At 26.2% G+C, this 16,047-nt stretch carries 14 protein-coding genes; 11 read left to right on the top strand and 3 right to left on the bottom strand.

Going from position 1 to position 16,047, the window contains the following annotated elements; genetic code table 11:
* The first annotated feature begins 6 nt into the window (after positions 1-6).
* On the top strand, positions 7-2,235 hold the full coding sequence (hypF, locus tag AMRN_RS05470) for a carbamoyltransferase HypF (RefSeq protein WP_099311336.1): 2,229 nt from the start codon (positions 7-9) through the stop codon (positions 2,233-2,235).
* A gap of 123 nt (positions 2,236-2,358) precedes the next feature.
* Positions 2,359-3,705, top strand: a complete 1,347-nt coding sequence (locus AMRN_RS05475; RefSeq protein WP_099311337.1) for a sodium-dependent transporter — start codon at positions 2,359-2,361, stop codon at positions 3,703-3,705.
* A gap of 24 nt (positions 3,706-3,729) precedes the next feature.
* Here the strand turns inward: AMRN_RS05475 and AMRN_RS05480 are convergent, their stop codons facing one another.
* Positions 3,730-4,008, bottom strand: coding sequence for a DUF3817 domain-containing protein (locus AMRN_RS05480; RefSeq protein WP_099311338.1), 279 nt, complete (start codon positions 4,006-4,008; stop codon positions 3,730-3,732).
* Between the two features lie 246 nt (positions 4,009-4,254).
* On the opposite strand from AMRN_RS05480, the gene AMRN_RS05485 reads away from it, so the two are divergent.
* Positions 4,255-6,639, top strand: a complete 2,385-nt coding sequence (locus AMRN_RS05485; RefSeq protein WP_099311339.1) for a methyl-accepting chemotaxis protein — start codon at positions 4,255-4,257, stop codon at positions 6,637-6,639.
* On the opposite strand, the gene AMRN_RS05490 is transcribed toward AMRN_RS05485, so the two are convergent.
* On the bottom strand, positions 6,636-7,292 hold the full coding sequence (locus AMRN_RS05490) for a hypothetical protein (RefSeq protein ID WP_099311340.1): 657 nt from the start codon (positions 7,290-7,292) through the stop codon (positions 6,636-6,638). The two genes, AMRN_RS05485 and AMRN_RS05490, sit on opposite strands and share 4 nt — an antisense overlap.
* Before the next feature lie 120 nt (positions 7,293-7,412).
* Between AMRN_RS05490 and hypB the strand changes: the two genes are divergently transcribed.
* The 8 genes from hypB to AMRN_RS05530 all read left to right on the top strand — a co-directional run bounded on the left by hypB (position 7,413) and on the right by AMRN_RS05530 (position 15,182).
* On the top strand, positions 7,413-8,204 hold the full coding sequence (hypB, locus tag AMRN_RS05495) for a hydrogenase nickel incorporation protein HypB (protein WP_079577219.1): 792 nt from the start codon (positions 7,413-7,415) through the stop codon (positions 8,202-8,204).
* 67 nt (positions 8,205-8,271) lie between these two features.
* Entirely contained in the window at positions 8,272-8,547 is a 276-nt protein-coding gene (locus tag AMRN_RS05500; RefSeq protein ID WP_079577220.1) for a HypC/HybG/HupF family hydrogenase formation chaperone, read from the top strand.
* A gap of 10 nt (positions 8,548-8,557) precedes the next feature.
* Positions 8,558-9,703: a hydrogenase formation protein HypD gene (gene hypD, locus AMRN_RS05505; RefSeq protein WP_099311341.1), complete on the top strand. Its 1,146-nt coding sequence runs from the start codon at positions 8,558-8,560 to the stop codon at positions 9,701-9,703.
* A gap of 39 nt (positions 9,704-9,742) precedes the next feature.
* The gene (hypE, locus tag AMRN_RS05510; RefSeq protein ID WP_079577222.1) at positions 9,743-10,738 is read left to right on the top strand and encodes a hydrogenase expression/formation protein HypE; all 996 of its coding nucleotides are present in this window, start codon (positions 9,743-9,745) and stop codon (positions 10,736-10,738) included.
* The gene (locus tag AMRN_RS05515; RefSeq protein ID WP_099311342.1) at positions 10,738-12,387 is read left to right on the top strand and encodes a hydrogenase maturation protein; all 1,650 of its coding nucleotides are present in this window, start codon (positions 10,738-10,740) and stop codon (positions 12,385-12,387) included. Before hypE ends, AMRN_RS05515 begins: the two co-directional genes overlap by 1 nt.
* Positions 12,388-12,729, top strand: a complete 342-nt coding sequence (hypA, locus tag AMRN_RS05520; protein ID WP_099311343.1) for a hydrogenase maturation nickel metallochaperone HypA — start codon at positions 12,388-12,390, stop codon at positions 12,727-12,729.
* 89 nt (positions 12,730-12,818) lie between these two features.
* Positions 12,819-14,696, top strand: coding sequence for a sensor domain-containing diguanylate cyclase (locus AMRN_RS05525; RefSeq protein WP_118897376.1), 1,878 nt, complete (start codon positions 12,819-12,821; stop codon positions 14,694-14,696).
* Between the two features lie 81 nt (positions 14,697-14,777).
* Positions 14,778-15,182: a hypothetical protein gene (locus AMRN_RS05530; RefSeq protein WP_099310555.1), complete on the top strand. Its 405-nt coding sequence runs from the start codon at positions 14,778-14,780 to the stop codon at positions 15,180-15,182.
* A gap of 16 nt (positions 15,183-15,198) precedes the next feature.
* Here AMRN_RS05530 and cobA read toward each other — a convergent pair whose 3' ends face one another.
* A complete protein-coding gene (cobA, locus tag AMRN_RS05535; RefSeq protein WP_099310556.1) occupies positions 15,199-15,918 on the bottom strand; it encodes a uroporphyrinogen-III C-methyltransferase in 720 nt (239 codons plus the stop codon).
* Between the last annotated feature and the right edge of the window lie 129 nt (positions 15,919-16,047).

Genomic DNA, 16,047 nt, shown 5'->3' on the forward strand with positions numbered 1-16,047 from the left:
GTTTTAATGATAAATAGTAAGATAGTAAAAGTTAAAGGAATAGTTCAAGGAGTTGGTTTTCGACCTTTTGTTTATAATCTTTGTAAGAAGTTAAAAATCAATGGTTGGGTAAATAACGATGATGAGGGTGTAAACATAGCTTTAGAGGCTAATGAGTTTTTAATTGAAGAGTTTATAAAACAATTAAAAACTTATTCTCCACCTTTGGCTGTTATTGATTCTTTGAAAATTTTAGATAAAGAGTTTGAAAATTTTAATGACTTTCAAATTATTGAAAGTAAAAATAACTCAAATAAAACTACAATAATTTCTCCAGATATTTCAATTTGTCAAGATTGTATTGATGATATAAATGATGAAAATAATTTCAGATACAATTATGCTTTGACAAATTGTACTAATTGTGGTCCAAGATACTCAATAATAAAAACTGTTCCTTATGATAGAGTTAATACTTCAATGGAAAAGTTTACTTTGTGTCCTTTATGCCAAGAAGAGTATACAGATCCTACTAATAGAAGGTATCATGCACAACCTGTATGTTGTGAGAAGTGCGGTCCAAAATTAGAACTATTTAATAAAGAAAATAAAAAAATACAAAAAGATATTGAAGCAATAAAAAAGATTGCTGCACTAATTAATAATGGAGAAATAGTTGCCATTAAAGGTCTTGGTGGTTTTCATTTGGTTTGTGATGCAACAAATGATAAGGTAGTAGAAGAATTAAGATTAAGAAAAAATAGACCTACAAAACCTTATGCTGTTATGTTTAAAAATATTGAACAAGTATATGATTATGCATTATTTAATGAATTTGAAAAAGATATTATAACTTCAAAAGAAAAACCAATTACACTAGTAAAGAAAAAACAAAATACAAATTTAAGTTCCTTGATCGCACCAAATATAAGTAAAATTGGTGTATTTCTTCCTTATACTCCTTTGCATATTATTTTATTTAAATTTTTAAACAATCCAATTATAGCAACAAGTGCTAATTTAAAAGATGAGCCAATTATAAGGCATAAAGATGAACTTTTATCAAAACTTGGACATGTGGTTGATTTTGTTTTAGATTTTAATAGAGAGATTATAAATGCAGTTGATGATAGTGTTGTTCAAGTGATTAAAGATGATGTAGCTAAATTAAGAAATGCAAGGGGATATACCCCAACTACAATAAAATTAGAAACAAAACAAAATAAAAAGATAATGGCACTAGGAGCAAATCAAAAATCAACTATATCTTTTTGTTTTGAAGATAATATAATTGTTTCTCCTCATATAGGGGATTTAAACTCTATTGAATCCCTTGAATATTTTACAAGAACAGTTGAAACTTTTAAAAGATTTTATGATTTTGAACCTGATGTTATTGTTTGTGATAAGCATCCAAATTATGAAAGCACAAAATGGGCAAGTAAATTAAATATTAAAGTAGTAAAAATACAACATCACTATGCACATATTTTAAGTACTATGGCAGAATATAAGTTAAAAGATAAACTTTTAGGTTTTAGTTTTGATGGCACAGGTTATGGAGATGATGGAAATATTTGGGGTGGAGAAGTCATGCTTGCATCAAAAGAAAATTATAAACGTCTTTTTCATTTTAAATATTTTAAATTACTTGGTGGAGAAAAAGCAGTAAAAGAGCCTAAAAGAGTTGCTTTATCACTTTTATTTGATAATTACACTTTAAATGAATTAAAACAAATGAATATTGCATTATTAAATGAGTTTACAAATATGGAATTAAATAATTTTTATATGATGTGGCAAAAAGAGATTAATGCTCCTCTTACAAGCTCACTTGGAAGAGTTTTTGATGCAATTGCATCTTTATCTAATATTGCACATACTCAATCATATGAGGGTGAAACAGGACTTTTGATTGAAGAGTATTATGATAAAAATATATTAGATTCTTATAAATATAAAATAGAAAATGAAGAAATTGATATTTCAGATATGATAAAAATGATTATAACTGAGTCCAATAAAAAGATTATTTGCTCAAAGTTTATAAATACAATTGTAAAAATTGTAGTTGATATTTCAAATAATTATAATGATTTAGATATTGTCTTAACAGGTGGAGTATTTCAAAATAAAACACTTTTAGAAAAATGCATTGATGAACTTAAAAAAGTGAATAAGAAAGTATTTTTTAATAAAAAAGTCTCTTTAAATGATGGAGGCATTTCAATAGGTCAATTGTATTTTTTAGTTTAAATATTGAAAAAATCCATAAATAATGTAGAAATTGATAAAAAGTTTCAAAAAATAGTGTAAAAATTATCTTTTTTAAATTCTGTTTAGATAAAATCAATATTTGAATTTTAAATAAGGTTGGCTATGAATCAAGTAAAATTTAGTAGATTGGGATTTATCCTAGCTGCGGTTGGATCTGCCGTAGGTTTAGGAAATGTATGGAAATTCCCTTATGTAACAGGTGAATTTGGTGGTGGTGCGTTTGTAATTGTATATTTAATTACAGCACTTTTTATTGGTGTTTTTGTATTAATTGCTGAGCTTTTAATTGGTAAAGTAGGGCAAAGTGATGCAGTTTCTATGTTTGAAAATCTAGCAACAAAACATAAAAAGATTTGGAAGTATGCGGGCTTTATGGCTGTTGTCCCTTTACTTATTCTTTCTTATTATTCTGTTGTAATTGGTTGGATTTTTCATTATGTGGTACTTTCTTTTAATAAACTACCATCAACAGTTAAAGAATCAACTGATAATTTTATGACTTTATTAACATCAGATTATCAAACACAACTTTTTTATCACACAATAGTTTTTGTATTAGTAACACTAATTATTTTAAGAGGTATTAAAGATGGTATTGAAAAAATAAATAAAATATTGATGCCTTTATTAGGTGTTATTTTGGCTATTTTATTTATCTATTCAATAAATGTTGATGCTTTTGGTGATGCAGTTTATTTTATGTTTAACCCTGATTTTTCAAAGATTACTTCATCTGCTATAATTGCGGCAATTGGGCAAGCATTTTATACTTTATCTTTGGGTATGGGTATTATTATTACATATGCAGCATCTTTACCAAAACAAACTAATATTGCAAAATCGGCTGTTACAATCTCTATTATTGATACTGTAGTTGCAATAGTTGCAGGATTAGTAATATTTACATTATTATTTGATAAGGGTGCAGAATCAACAAAAGGTGCAGGTTTAGTATTTATTTCATTACCATCAGTATTTTATGAGTTTGGTGGAGCTGGACAATTTTTAGCATTATTATTCTTTGTTGCTATTGCATTTGCTGGAATTACTTCAGCTATTTCAATGATGGAACCAACTGTATTATATTTAATAGAAAGATATAAAATGACAAGAATGAAAGCTGCAATTATTTGTAGTTTATTCTTTTATATATTAGGTACTATTACTCTTTTCTCAAATATAACTGAGTTTGCACCTGCCTTACAAGTTGGTGAAAAATCATTTTTTGATTGGGTTGATTTTGTTTGCTTTACTATTATTGTACCAATTGGTGGTATATTAGTTGTTGTTTTTGTTGGATACTATATGGATAAAGAAGTTATTAAACAAGAATTAACACCTATTTTAGGAAAGTCATTACTTGCACTATGGTTTTTCATGGTAAGATATGTTATTCCTATTGCACTTATTGCAGTTATTTTAAATGAAACAGGATTGTTTAAATTCTAAGAGGAACTTTTCCTCTTAGTAATATTAATTTCTTTCTTTTACTTTTTTTTCTATTAAAAAAGCTCCAAATGGAATAAGTGAATAAATAAAAAGTTGAAAACCAAAGACTTTATTCCAGTTTAATCTATTCATAGCAAAAAATAATGCAATAGCAAATACTATAAACAATACACCATGAGTCATACCTACTATTTTTACGGGATAGGGATTCTCACCTATGTATTTAATAGGCATTGCAATAAATAGAAGTACTAAATAAGATAATCCTTCGATAAAAGATACTATCCTGAAACTACTTAACATTTTTATCCTTTTTGATTTTGCGTTATTATAGTTAAAGTTTTATTAGTAATGTTTTATATATATTTTTTAATTTTATAATGCTACCTAAATGCTATTTTAGATTGTTAAGATATGAATTAAAATGAGTTTTAAAATAAACAATAACTTATAGTGTATATGAGTTGATTATTTTTTTGTTAATTTGAAGTTATATTAAAAAACTTTTTTTAGGCAATTGCAACTTTAGTAATCATTAAGGGGTGTTCCATGAGTATTTTAAAGAATTTAAATCTTAGAACAAAGATACTTTCAATAGTAATCTTAACAATAGTAACTATTGCAATAATCATTGCTTCTAAATCAATTCTTTCAATTGAAGAGTTGACGCAAAAAAATATCCAAGAATATAAGGATAATGCCTTTGCACAAAAAGAAAATGAATTGAAAAGTTACGTAAGTATGGCACTTAGAAGTGTAAAAAGCTTTTATGAACAAACTTCAAAACAAAAACTTCAAAAGCTTGTTGAAGAGGATTTAGATAAAAATACCGATTTTATATTTTCAATTATAAATGAACAATATAATAGGTATAAAAATGTACTTTCAAAAAATGAATTGAAATCAAAAATTACTGAAATTATAAAAGATACTAAGTTTGGTAAAACAGGTTATTTTTTTGTTACTGATTTAAATAATAAAATTATCGCCCATCCTATAGAACCAAAACTTGAGGGAAAAGATTTTTCAAAAGTAAAAGATAAAAATGGAATAGCTTTCATAAAAGCTTTAACTAAGAAAATTAAATCAGGTAAAAAAGATAGTTTTATCTCATATGTTTGGGAAAAACCAGAAACAAAAGAATTAGAAACAAAAATCTCTTATGGAAGATTATTTGAACCTTTTAATTGGGTTATTGCAACAGGTGAATATGTTGATAATTTAGATGCACAAATGCAAAAAGAAGCCTTAGATAATCTATCGCAAATGAGATATTCAAATAACGGATACTTTTGGGTAAATGATTCTAAGCCTGTTTTAATTATGAATCCAAATGGGAAAGATCAAATAGGAAAGAATTTAAAAGATACAGTTGATTCAAATGGTAAAAAATACTTTCAAGAGTTTGTTGATGTTGCAAAAGCTAAAGGTGAGGGACTTACAAGTTATTATAAAAATAAACCTGGTGAAACAAAAGCTAAACAAAAACTATCATATATTGCATATTTTGAACCATGGGATTGGATTATAGGAACAGGAACTTATATAGAAGATATTGAAAAAAGTATAGATAAAATGGTTGAGCACTCAAAAGAAGAGATTAATAATGTTATTTTACAAATATTAATAATATCTATTGTTGTTGTTATTTTGATTACACTTTTGATTTCATTTGTCTTAAATAAGATTTTAGTTGAACCAATTGAAGATTTAAAATCAGGATTATTACAGTTTTTTAAATTTTTAAATCATGAATCAAATGATATAAAACATCTAGAAGTATTCTCAAATGACGAAATAGGTCATATGTCTAAAATGATAAATGATAATATTGTAAATACTCAAAAAATAATAAATCAAGATAAAATAGTAATTGAAGAGGTTTCTGATTTAGTTAATCACATTAGTTCAGGTGAGTTATCAGGAAGAATCAATGCTACAAGTTTAAGTCCATCTATTAAACAATTAATTCTAGTATTTAATGATATGATGAAACATCTTCAAGAAATAGTAAACCATTCACTTGGCGTATTAAAAAAATACCAAGAGAATGATTTTAGAGTAGAAACTACTATGAAATGTACAGGTGAAATATGCGATTTAATGAATGGAATCAATGATTTAGGGCATACAATAAGTGACATGCTTGTAGAAAATAAGAAAAATGGACTCACTTTAAATGAATCGGCTAAAATTTTATCTGCTAATGTTGATATTTTAAATACATCATCTCAAGAATCAGCCTCTTCTTTAGAAGAAACAGCAGCTGCTCTTGAAGAGATAACTGGAAATATTAGAGAAAATGTAGATCATATTAAAACTATGAGTAAATATGCAAGTGCATTAAATAACTCATCAAAAGAGGGAAATAGTTTAGCTACTAGAACTTCTAAATCTATGGATGAAATAGATGAGCAAGTTCATTCAATAAATGATGCAATAACTGTAATTGATCAAATAGCATTTCAAACAAATATACTTTCACTTAATGCAGCAGTAGAAGCAGCAACAGCAGGTGAAGCTGGAAAAGGTTTTGCAGTTGTTGCAGGTGAGGTGAGAAATCTTGCAAGTAGAAGTGCCCAAGCAGCAAGTGAAATTAAAGAAATTGTTGAAAATGCAACAATTAAAGCAAATGAGGGTAAAACAATTGCAGATGAGATGATTAAAGGTTATGATGTTTTAAATGAAAATATAAATAAAACCATTACACTTATTGAAGATGTTACAGATGCTAGTAAAGAACAACAAGTTGGAATTGAGCAGATAAATGATGCAATTAATGAGCTTGATCATCAAACACAACAAAATGCAAGTGTAGCAATGAGAACAAAAGATGTATCATCTCAAACTTCTGAAATATCACAAAGAATTGTTAATAATGCAGATGCAAAAGAGTTTGTAGGAAAAGATGAAGTTAAAGCAATAAAGCTTTAATTTCTAAAGTAAATATCTTTTAAGAGTGCTTTGCAAATAGGTTTTGTAAAATTATATTTGAACTCGCACTCTTTTAAGTAAAAAAAGAAGTTATCTTGGTTTACTCCTTTATACTTTTTTAAATTCTGTTTTAAAAATTCCCAAAACTCTTTAAGTGGGGTGGCATATGAGTTTTGTGATTGTAATTTATGCCATTTTAAATATCTTTCAAAGTCTTCATCTTTATCTTGCATTGGCGCTTTTGGTAAAGAGGGCATTAAAAGTGTATAAACTCTGTTATTTGTATAAAATCCTATAATATTTATAGCTTCATAAAGGCTTTTATTCTTTTTTTGTAGTTGTTTTTCATTGAAGTAATAAAACTCTTCATATGATGTATTATCTTGAATAGAGATATAATAAAGTTCTTCAAGGTAGTTTGCAATAAGTTTTCTAAAAATATCATAACGATTTGATACAGTTCTGTAATTTACATTTAAATGTTTTGAAAGATTTAAAGCAGGGGTATTATTACAAAAACCTTCGATAATTTTTATATCAGTGTCAATTTTTTTTAAAGAGAATTTTTTGTTACAATCTTTACATTTTTTATAATTATCTTTTAACGTATAAAGTGTTCTTGAATTGCAATATGGACAATTTGTTATTTTCATAAAAAAATTATATCTTATTTTTGTTCAAAATATACATAAGCGTTGAAATTTTTTTCACCTATTTTAAGAAAAAATGAGTAAACTATTAAAAATGAATATCTATTCAGAAGGAAAGAAAATATGTGTAAAGATTGCGGTTGTAGTATAACAGATCATGAGCATAATCATGAACATAGTCATAGTCACGAACATAGCCATGAACATGGAAGTTCAAGTCATCAAGCAGCACATGAAACATTACATCATAATCCACAATTAAATGATAGTAAAACAGTTTCAGTAATAAAAAAGATTTTAGATAAAAATGATCATGAAGCAGCTCACAATAGAGCTCATTTTGATAATCATAAGGTTTTAGGAATTAACTTAATGAGTAGCCCAGGAAGTGGTAAGACAACACTTCTAGAAAAATTAGTTGATTTTGCTGATTTTAAATTTGGTGTTGTTGAGGGTGATTTAGAAACAAATAAAGATGCAGATAGATTAAATAGCAAAAATATCAAAGCAGTACAAATTCAAACAGGAAGTGCTTGTCACTTGGATGCTTTTATGGTACATAAAGGCTTACATGATATGCCTTTAGATGATTTAGATGTATGTTTTGTTGAAAATGTAGGAAATTTAGTTTGTCCAGCTTCATATGATGTAGGTACACATTTAAATATTGTATTAGTATCTATTCCTGAGGGTGAAGATAAAATTGCGAAATATCCTGTAATGTTTAGAGCAGCAGATTTAATACTATTTACAAAAACAGATCTACTTCCATACTTTGAGTATGATTTAGAAAAAGAGAAAGAAACAGCAAGAAAATTAAAACCAAATGTTGATATATTAGAGGTTTCTACAAAAGATGAAGAGTCATTGAAAAAAGTATTAGACTGGATTAATTTTAAAAGAAAAATGAGATAGTTTTACTTTAAAGCTAAAATAAATTAATGTATGTAGTTTATAATTACATGCATTAAAAGGAGAAAAAATGTGTTTATCTATACCATCAAAGATAACAAAAATTGATAGAGAAAACAATATCTGTACAGTTGATACTATGGGTGTTGAAAGAAGTGCAAGTTTAGATTTAATTGACCAAGAGATAAATATTGGTGATTATGTATTAATTCATATAGGTTTTGCAATGAATAAAATTGACGAAGAAGATGCTTTGGAATCTTTAAGTCTTTATGAACAAATAATTGAGAACATTGAAGAAGAAGAGAGGCAAGCACAAATAATAAGAGAAAATAAAAGCTGTTAAAAGAGATATAATGCAAGAGATACAATTAAAAGATTTATATGATGGTTTTAGAGATGCAAAAACTATAAAAGCCTATAAAAAGATAATAGATGAAGATGCTAAAAAACTTGACAGAACAATAAATATAATGGAAGTTTGTGGAGGTCATACACATACAATTATGAAATATGGAATTCCGCAACTTCTTCCTTCAAATATAAAATTTATACATGGGCCTGGATGTCCTGTATGTATTATGCCAAAAGAGAGAATTGACCATGCATATATTTTAAGTATGCAAAAAGATGTAATACTTGTAACTTTAGGGGATATGATAAAAGTTCCTGGTAGTAAAGGAAGTTTACAAGATGCGAGAAGTAAAGGTGCTGATGTTAGATTTGTATATTCACCTATGGATTGTATAAAAATAGCAGATGAAAATCCAAATAAAAAGATAATCTTTTTTGCAATTGGTTTTGAAACAACTACACCAATGACAGCAGCACTACTTAATACTGTAATAAAACAAAATATAAAAAATATACTCTTTCACATAAATCATGTAACAGTTCCTGAAGTTATGAGTGAATTAATAGATAGTAGAGATGAACATGTAGATAGTTATAATCATAATATTGATGCTTTTTTAGGCCCATCACATGTAAGTGTTATTAGTGGAAGCAAAATATATGAAAAGTTTCCAAAAGAGTACAATACTCCTGTTGTTGTTGCAGGGTTTGAACCAGTTGATGTTATGCAATCAATCTCTATGATAGTAAAACAGTTTATTGAAAATAGATGTGAACTTGAAATTGAGTATAAAAGATTGGTTTCATATGATGGAAATATAAAAGCACAAGAATTAATTAATAACTATTTTGAAAAAATATCACTTTTTAAATGGAGAGGTTTAGGAAATATTAAAGATTCTGGACTAAAACTAAAAAAAGATTATGAAGATTATGATGCAGAAGTGATATATAAAGATATTTTACCAATAGAAGAGATTGAAGACCACAAACTTTGTATTTGTAGTGATATTTTAAGAGGAATGGCGAGTCCAACAGACTGTACTATTTTTGGTACTGCATGTAAACCAAATAAACCTGTTGGTTCATGTATGGTGTCTAGTGAGGGTGCTTGTGCAGCATATTATAAATATGGAAATTTATTATAAAAATACTAAAGATTTTAAATATAAAGAAAAGAGAAACATATGAAAACAGTAACATTAGCTCATGGAAATGGTGGAGCAGAAAATCAAGAACTTATCTCAAAAGTTTTTTATAAAGCATTTAAAAATGATATTTTAACAAAAAGTGAAGATGCAGCTGTTATTGAAGATGGAAACTTAGCTTTTACAACGGACTCTTTTACTGTAAGTCCTTTATTTTTTAGTGGTGCTAATATAGGAAAACTTTCTATTTGTGGAACTTGTAATGATTTGGCAATGATGGGAGCAAAGCCAAAGTATTTAACTTGTTCTGTGATTATAGAAGAGGGCTTTGATATAAAAAGTTTAGAAAAAATAGTAAACTCTATGAAAAAAGAGCTTGAAATAAATGAAGCAATTGTTGTAAGTGGAGATACAAAAGTAGTTCCAAAAGGAAGTGTAGATAAGATTTTTATAAATACAACAGGAATTGGTCAAATACAACAAAAAGGTATTAGTTCAAACTCAATTACACAAGATGATGTAATTATTGTAAGTAGAGATATAGGTTGTCATGGAGCTACTATTTTTGCTGCAAGAGAAGGTATGGATATGTCTAGTGATTTAAAAAGTGATTGTGCATCACTTTTTATTCAAGTAAAAGCTTTAATTGAAGCTGGTATAAAAATTACAGCTTTAAGAGATGCAACAAGAGGTGGAGTTAGTGCTGTATTAAATGAGTGGGCTAATCAATCAGATGTATGTATTGAAGTTGATGAACAAAAAATACCAGTTTCAAATGAAGTAAATGGTATTTGTGAATTACTTGGGTTTGAAGCTATGAGTTTAGCAAATGAGGGTACCTTTGTAATGGCTATAAATAAAGATGAAGCATCAAAAGCTATTGAGGTTTTAAAACAGTTTGAAAACTCAAAAAATGCTTCAATAATTGCTAATGTTACACAACAATATTCTAAAAAAGTAGTTCTTAACTCAGAATGGGGAACAAAAAGATTTTTAGAACTACCAACAGGTGAGTTATTACCAAGAATTTGCTAATGAGGGTTTTACTTATTGTATCTTCTTTTAACTCACTATCTCAAAAGGTATATGTAAGATTAAAAGAGAAAAATTATATAGTTAGTGTTGATTATGCTTTAAGTGATGAGCTTATGATAAAAGAGGTTCAAAGATTTAAACCTGATATTATTCTTTGCCCTTTTTTAAATAAATTTATTCCAAGCCAGATTTTTGAAAAAACTCCTACTTTTATTGTTCATCCAGGAATTATTGGCGATAGAGGCTCAAACTCGCTTGACTTAGCAATTTTAGAAGATAAAAAAACCTGGGGTATAGTGATACTTAAAGCCAATGAAAATTTTGATGGTGGTGATATTTACTCTTATAAAAACTTTACAATGCCAATAAATAAAAGCAAAGCCTCAATATATAGAAATGAAGCAACAAACTGTGCAATAAAGGCAATTGATGAACTTTTTATAAATTTAAAAAATAAAGAGTTTTCTCCAATAAAGCAGATATTAAATCCTTTACATAAAAAAATCACACAAAATGATAGAAAAATAAATTGGCAAGAAGATAGTAGTGATACAATTATCAAAAAAATAAATGCAAGTGATTCAAGTCCTGGAGTTAAAGATAATCTTTTAGGTAAAGAGTGTTATTTGTACTGTGCTTTCAAAGAAGAGAGTTTAAAAGCAAAACCAAAAGAGATAATTGCAAAAAGAGATGGGGCAATTTGCATTGGAACAATTGATAAGTCAATTTGGATTACTCATCTAAAAGAGAAAGATTATTTTAAACTTCCAGCAACTTATGTACTAAAAGATAAACTAAAAGGTGTAAAAGAGAATAGAATACCATTAGTTTTAGATACACATATTGATACCTTTTATGAATTAAGAGTGCAAAAAGATGATGAAATAGCATATTTGTATTTTAATTTTCACAATGGTGCTATGAGTACAAGCCAATGTATTAGATTAAAATATGCAATTGATTATTTAAAACAAGAATGCAAAGTTCTTGTACTTATGGGTGCAGAAGATTTTTTTAGTAATGGAATACATTTAAATATATTAGAAGATAGTAAAAAGCAAGGCGAAGATGGTTGGAGTAATATAAATGCAATAAATGATGTAGTTAAATCAATCATATTTTCTCCTGAGATTATAACAGTTACAAGTTTTGAAAAAAATGCAGGTGCAGGGGGAGTGTTTTTAGGCTTAGCAAGTGATTTTATTGTAATCAATGATGAGGTTGTTTTAAATCCACATTATAAAACACTAGCTCTTACAGGAAGTGAGTATCATACCTACTCTTTGCCAAAAAGAGTAGGAGAAAAAAAAGCTCAAGAAATAATAGACAAATGTTTGCCAATAGGAAGTAAAGAAGCAAAAAAGATAAATATGGTGGATATTGTTTTTGAAGATAAAAGTTATAAAGAAGATTTAAAAAATTTTACAAAAAGTTTAACAAAAGATTTAGATTGGTTTTATGACTTTTGTGAAAAAAAAGAAGAGTACTTAGATGAAAATAGTGAATATATAAATAGTTGTAAAGAAAAAGAGTTAAAACTTATGTACAAGCAGTTTTGGGATAAGGATTCTAATTTCCATATTTTAAGACAAAAATTTGTATATAAAAAGAAAGTTTTAGAAACTCCAAAAAGATTAAAGGAAATATAAATGCATGAATATAGTATAGTTCAATCATTATTAGACCAGTGTGAAGAACACGCAAAAGCAAATAATGCTACAAAAGTTAAGAAAATTGTTATTAAAATTGGTATATTAAGTGGTGTTGAAGTAGATTTACTTGAAACTGCCTTTGATACATTTAAAGAAAAAACAATCTGTGATGAAGCCTTGTTTGTCGTAAATAGGCAAAATATAGTAGTTGAGTGCAATGATTGCAATGAAACATCCACCTTAGAAAAACATGAGTTTTTATGTCCTTTATGTAATAGCGGTAATTTAAATGTTATAGATGGAGAAGATATGTATTTAATGAGTTTAGAATTAGAATAAGATTAAATTAAGATATTACTTTGTAATTGATTCATGGATATTATCAAGTTTATATAATAATTTCTTTAGACTGTAAAAAAAGGAAGTCTATGAAAAAAATAATTCTTAAAAAACTATTATTTAGAAATTATCTAAAAACTTCATTGATATCTATCTTTTTTATTGGTACATTATTAATATGTGCTTATTTTTGGACGAATAAAAATATAATTAATAGTAGTATAGACTTTTTACTAAAAGATGCAAATGAAAATACAACAAAATTAATTAATAAAGAAATTTCAACTTTAAGAATAAAGTTACATGAAGTTACAAGCTTATTGAAAATATTAAAAGCTGAACATGAGTTCTTTTTTGAAAATATAAATGAAATAAATTATATAAAAAAACAAAAAATAGATATTAATTATGCTGGAGATGGTGTTTATTACAAACAGAAGAATAATGGTGGTTCTTCTGTTGTTCTTTTGTCAAAAGATAAGCTTACAAATAAAATGAAAGAAAAAATTTTTAAAACAGAAAATTTTGATAGAAGCTTTAGAACAATCATTGATGAAAATCCTTCAATTTTGGCTGTTTATTTTAATTCATATGATAATATGAATAGATACTATCCTTTTATCAAAGATGTTTATAAAGTTTTTTCTTCAGATACAAATTTAAAAGATTATAATTTTTATAATCAAGCTACATTAAAAGAAAATCCTATGAAAAGTTCGGTATGGACAAAACCATACTTTGATCCAGTTAAAAAAGAGTGGATTATAAGTTGCATTGTTCCAATTTATAATAATAATTTTTTAGAAGGTGTTACTGGAATTGATGTTTCTTTAGATAGTTTTACTAAAAACTTTTTTGATTTTAATTTACCTTATGAAACGAAGTCTATGATAATAGATAAATCAGGAACAATTTTAGCAATGAGTAAAGATCTTAATAATATTTTTGATATTAAAAAATCCAAAAATCCAGACAAAAATAAACAAATAAATACAACTATTTTAAGACCAAATGAATTTAATATAATAAGTAATGAAAAATTTAAAAATATATTTACAAAAAATAATTATTTAAAAAACTCTAATTCAAGAATAAAAATAAAAAATAAAGAGTATATGATTTTTATAAATAAAATAAGAATTAATGATTGGAAAGTTGTATCTTTACTTCCTGTGGAGAATTTATTAAGTTCAGTTAAAAATTTAGAAAAAAAACATTTGAAAATAGGCTATTTTTTAATTACTTTTATAATAATTTTTTATCTTATATTTTTAGTTTTTTTATATCATAAGTCAAAACAATTTGTTGAGTCAATTAATGTTTCTTTAAAAGATATGGTTAGATTTACACAAAAACTTGTGACAAACAAACCTGTCAATAAAGTACCCTTTAGTGGAATTTACGAAATTGATAAACTTGCAAAAAATTTCAATAACTTAAGTTTAGAATTAACACAAAGAACTCAAAAATTAGTTCAAACAGAAGCTTTGAAATTAGTAAATGAAAAACTAGCAAATACTGATGCATTAACTGGAATTTATAATAGAAGATTTTTAGATGACTTTGCAAAAGAGTTTAATTGTAAACCTACTACATTAAGTGTGATTCTTTTTGATATTGATGATTTTAAGCAAATTAACGATAATTTTGGACATGATACTGGCGATAAAGTTATTAAAAAGCTAATAAATATTATTGATACAAGTGTAAGGCAAAGTGACTGTATTATAAGACTTGGAGGAGATGAGTTTTTACTTTTATTAAAAGACTCAAAAGAAAAAGATGCTTATATAGTTGTGGAAAAAATATTAAATAAAATAGAAGAAAATAATAAAAAAGAAAATAATAATATAGTTTTTAATGTAAGCTATGGAATATCTGAATACAAAAATAATCATAGAACTATAAATGAACTTATAATTGAAGCAGATGAAACAATGTATAAAAATAAAAAATTAAGAAAATAAATAGATATAACTTACATTTACTAACTATTAACATTAAAACTATATAATTTTATCATTGAATAAATTATAGGAATGTAATAAATGTTATTAATGAAATTACAAACAAAAGAGAAATTTTGCTTTTTGCAACTTGCTCATTATCTTGCTAGAATTGATAGTGATTATGGAGAAATTGAACAAGAAATCATAGAAGAGTATTGTGCAGAAATGGGAATTGAAAACGAAGATTTGTTTGATGTTGCAGAGTTTTCATTAAAAGACACTTTGCGACATTTTAAAAGTAAAAAAAGCAAAAAAATAGTAATGCTTGAATTGATGATTTTAATTCATGCTGATGATTCTTTTGATTTAAAAGAGAAAGAGCTAATTGAAACAATAAATGAAACTTTTGGTTTTTCAACAAAAGATATAAGTTATTTTTCTCAATGGGGTAAAGCAGTTGCTTCATTGTACGAACAAGGTAAACTTATATTACAAGAGGAGTAATCCTCTTGAATAAGGATTAATATTTTAAAGCATCAATTGTTTTACCTACAAATGTAATTATAGGAGTCATCTCTTTTAATTGTAGAAAAAAATCTTCATTTTTATTATAAACATCTTCTAATGTTAAAATAATACATTTTTGTTCTAATGTTGTACCTTTACTTAAATATGCAATAGGAGTAGTTTTAGGAAAACCTTTTTTTAGTAAACTTTGAACAATTTCTTTGGCTTTATAAGCACCCATCATAATTATTAAGTTTTCTCTTTCATGATATGAGGTAATAATTTCATTGAAAATAGTCAAATCATGACCTGTAATAGTTCTATATGAATCAGAAAAACTTCTATCAATTGAGGGAATCATAAAGCTTTCAGGAACACTAGTAGTTGAAGAAACACCTGATATAATAACTGGTGTAATACCAATTTGTTTTAAAGCATTTACTTCTTCATATCCTCTTCCAAAAACAAAAGGAGTTCCTCCTTTTAATCTTACTACAATATCTTTTTCTTTTGCATATTTTACAAGTAGTTCATTTATCTCATCTTGGTTTTTGAGATGCTTGCCTTTTCTTTTCCCAACATTTATTTTAATAGAATCTTTTTTACAAAAAATTGTAAATTCAGGATTTACTAAAGCATCATATAAAATCACATCAGCTTTTTTTAAAATATTTATAGCTTTTAATGTAAAAAGTTCAATATCTCCAGGTCCTGCACCAACTAAATAAACCAAAAAAAATCCTTATTAAATTAAATTATGATAAAAATTAGATAAAATTATATTGTTAAATAACTTAATATTATATTTTGAAATAAAATGGGTAAATAGAGCTATTTAATAATATATTCTTCAATATTTTAA

Source organism: Malaciobacter marinus (assembly GCF_003544855.1).
In the GTDB taxonomy this organism is placed as follows: domain Bacteria; phylum Campylobacterota; class Campylobacteria; order Campylobacterales; family Arcobacteraceae; genus Malaciobacter; species Malaciobacter marinus.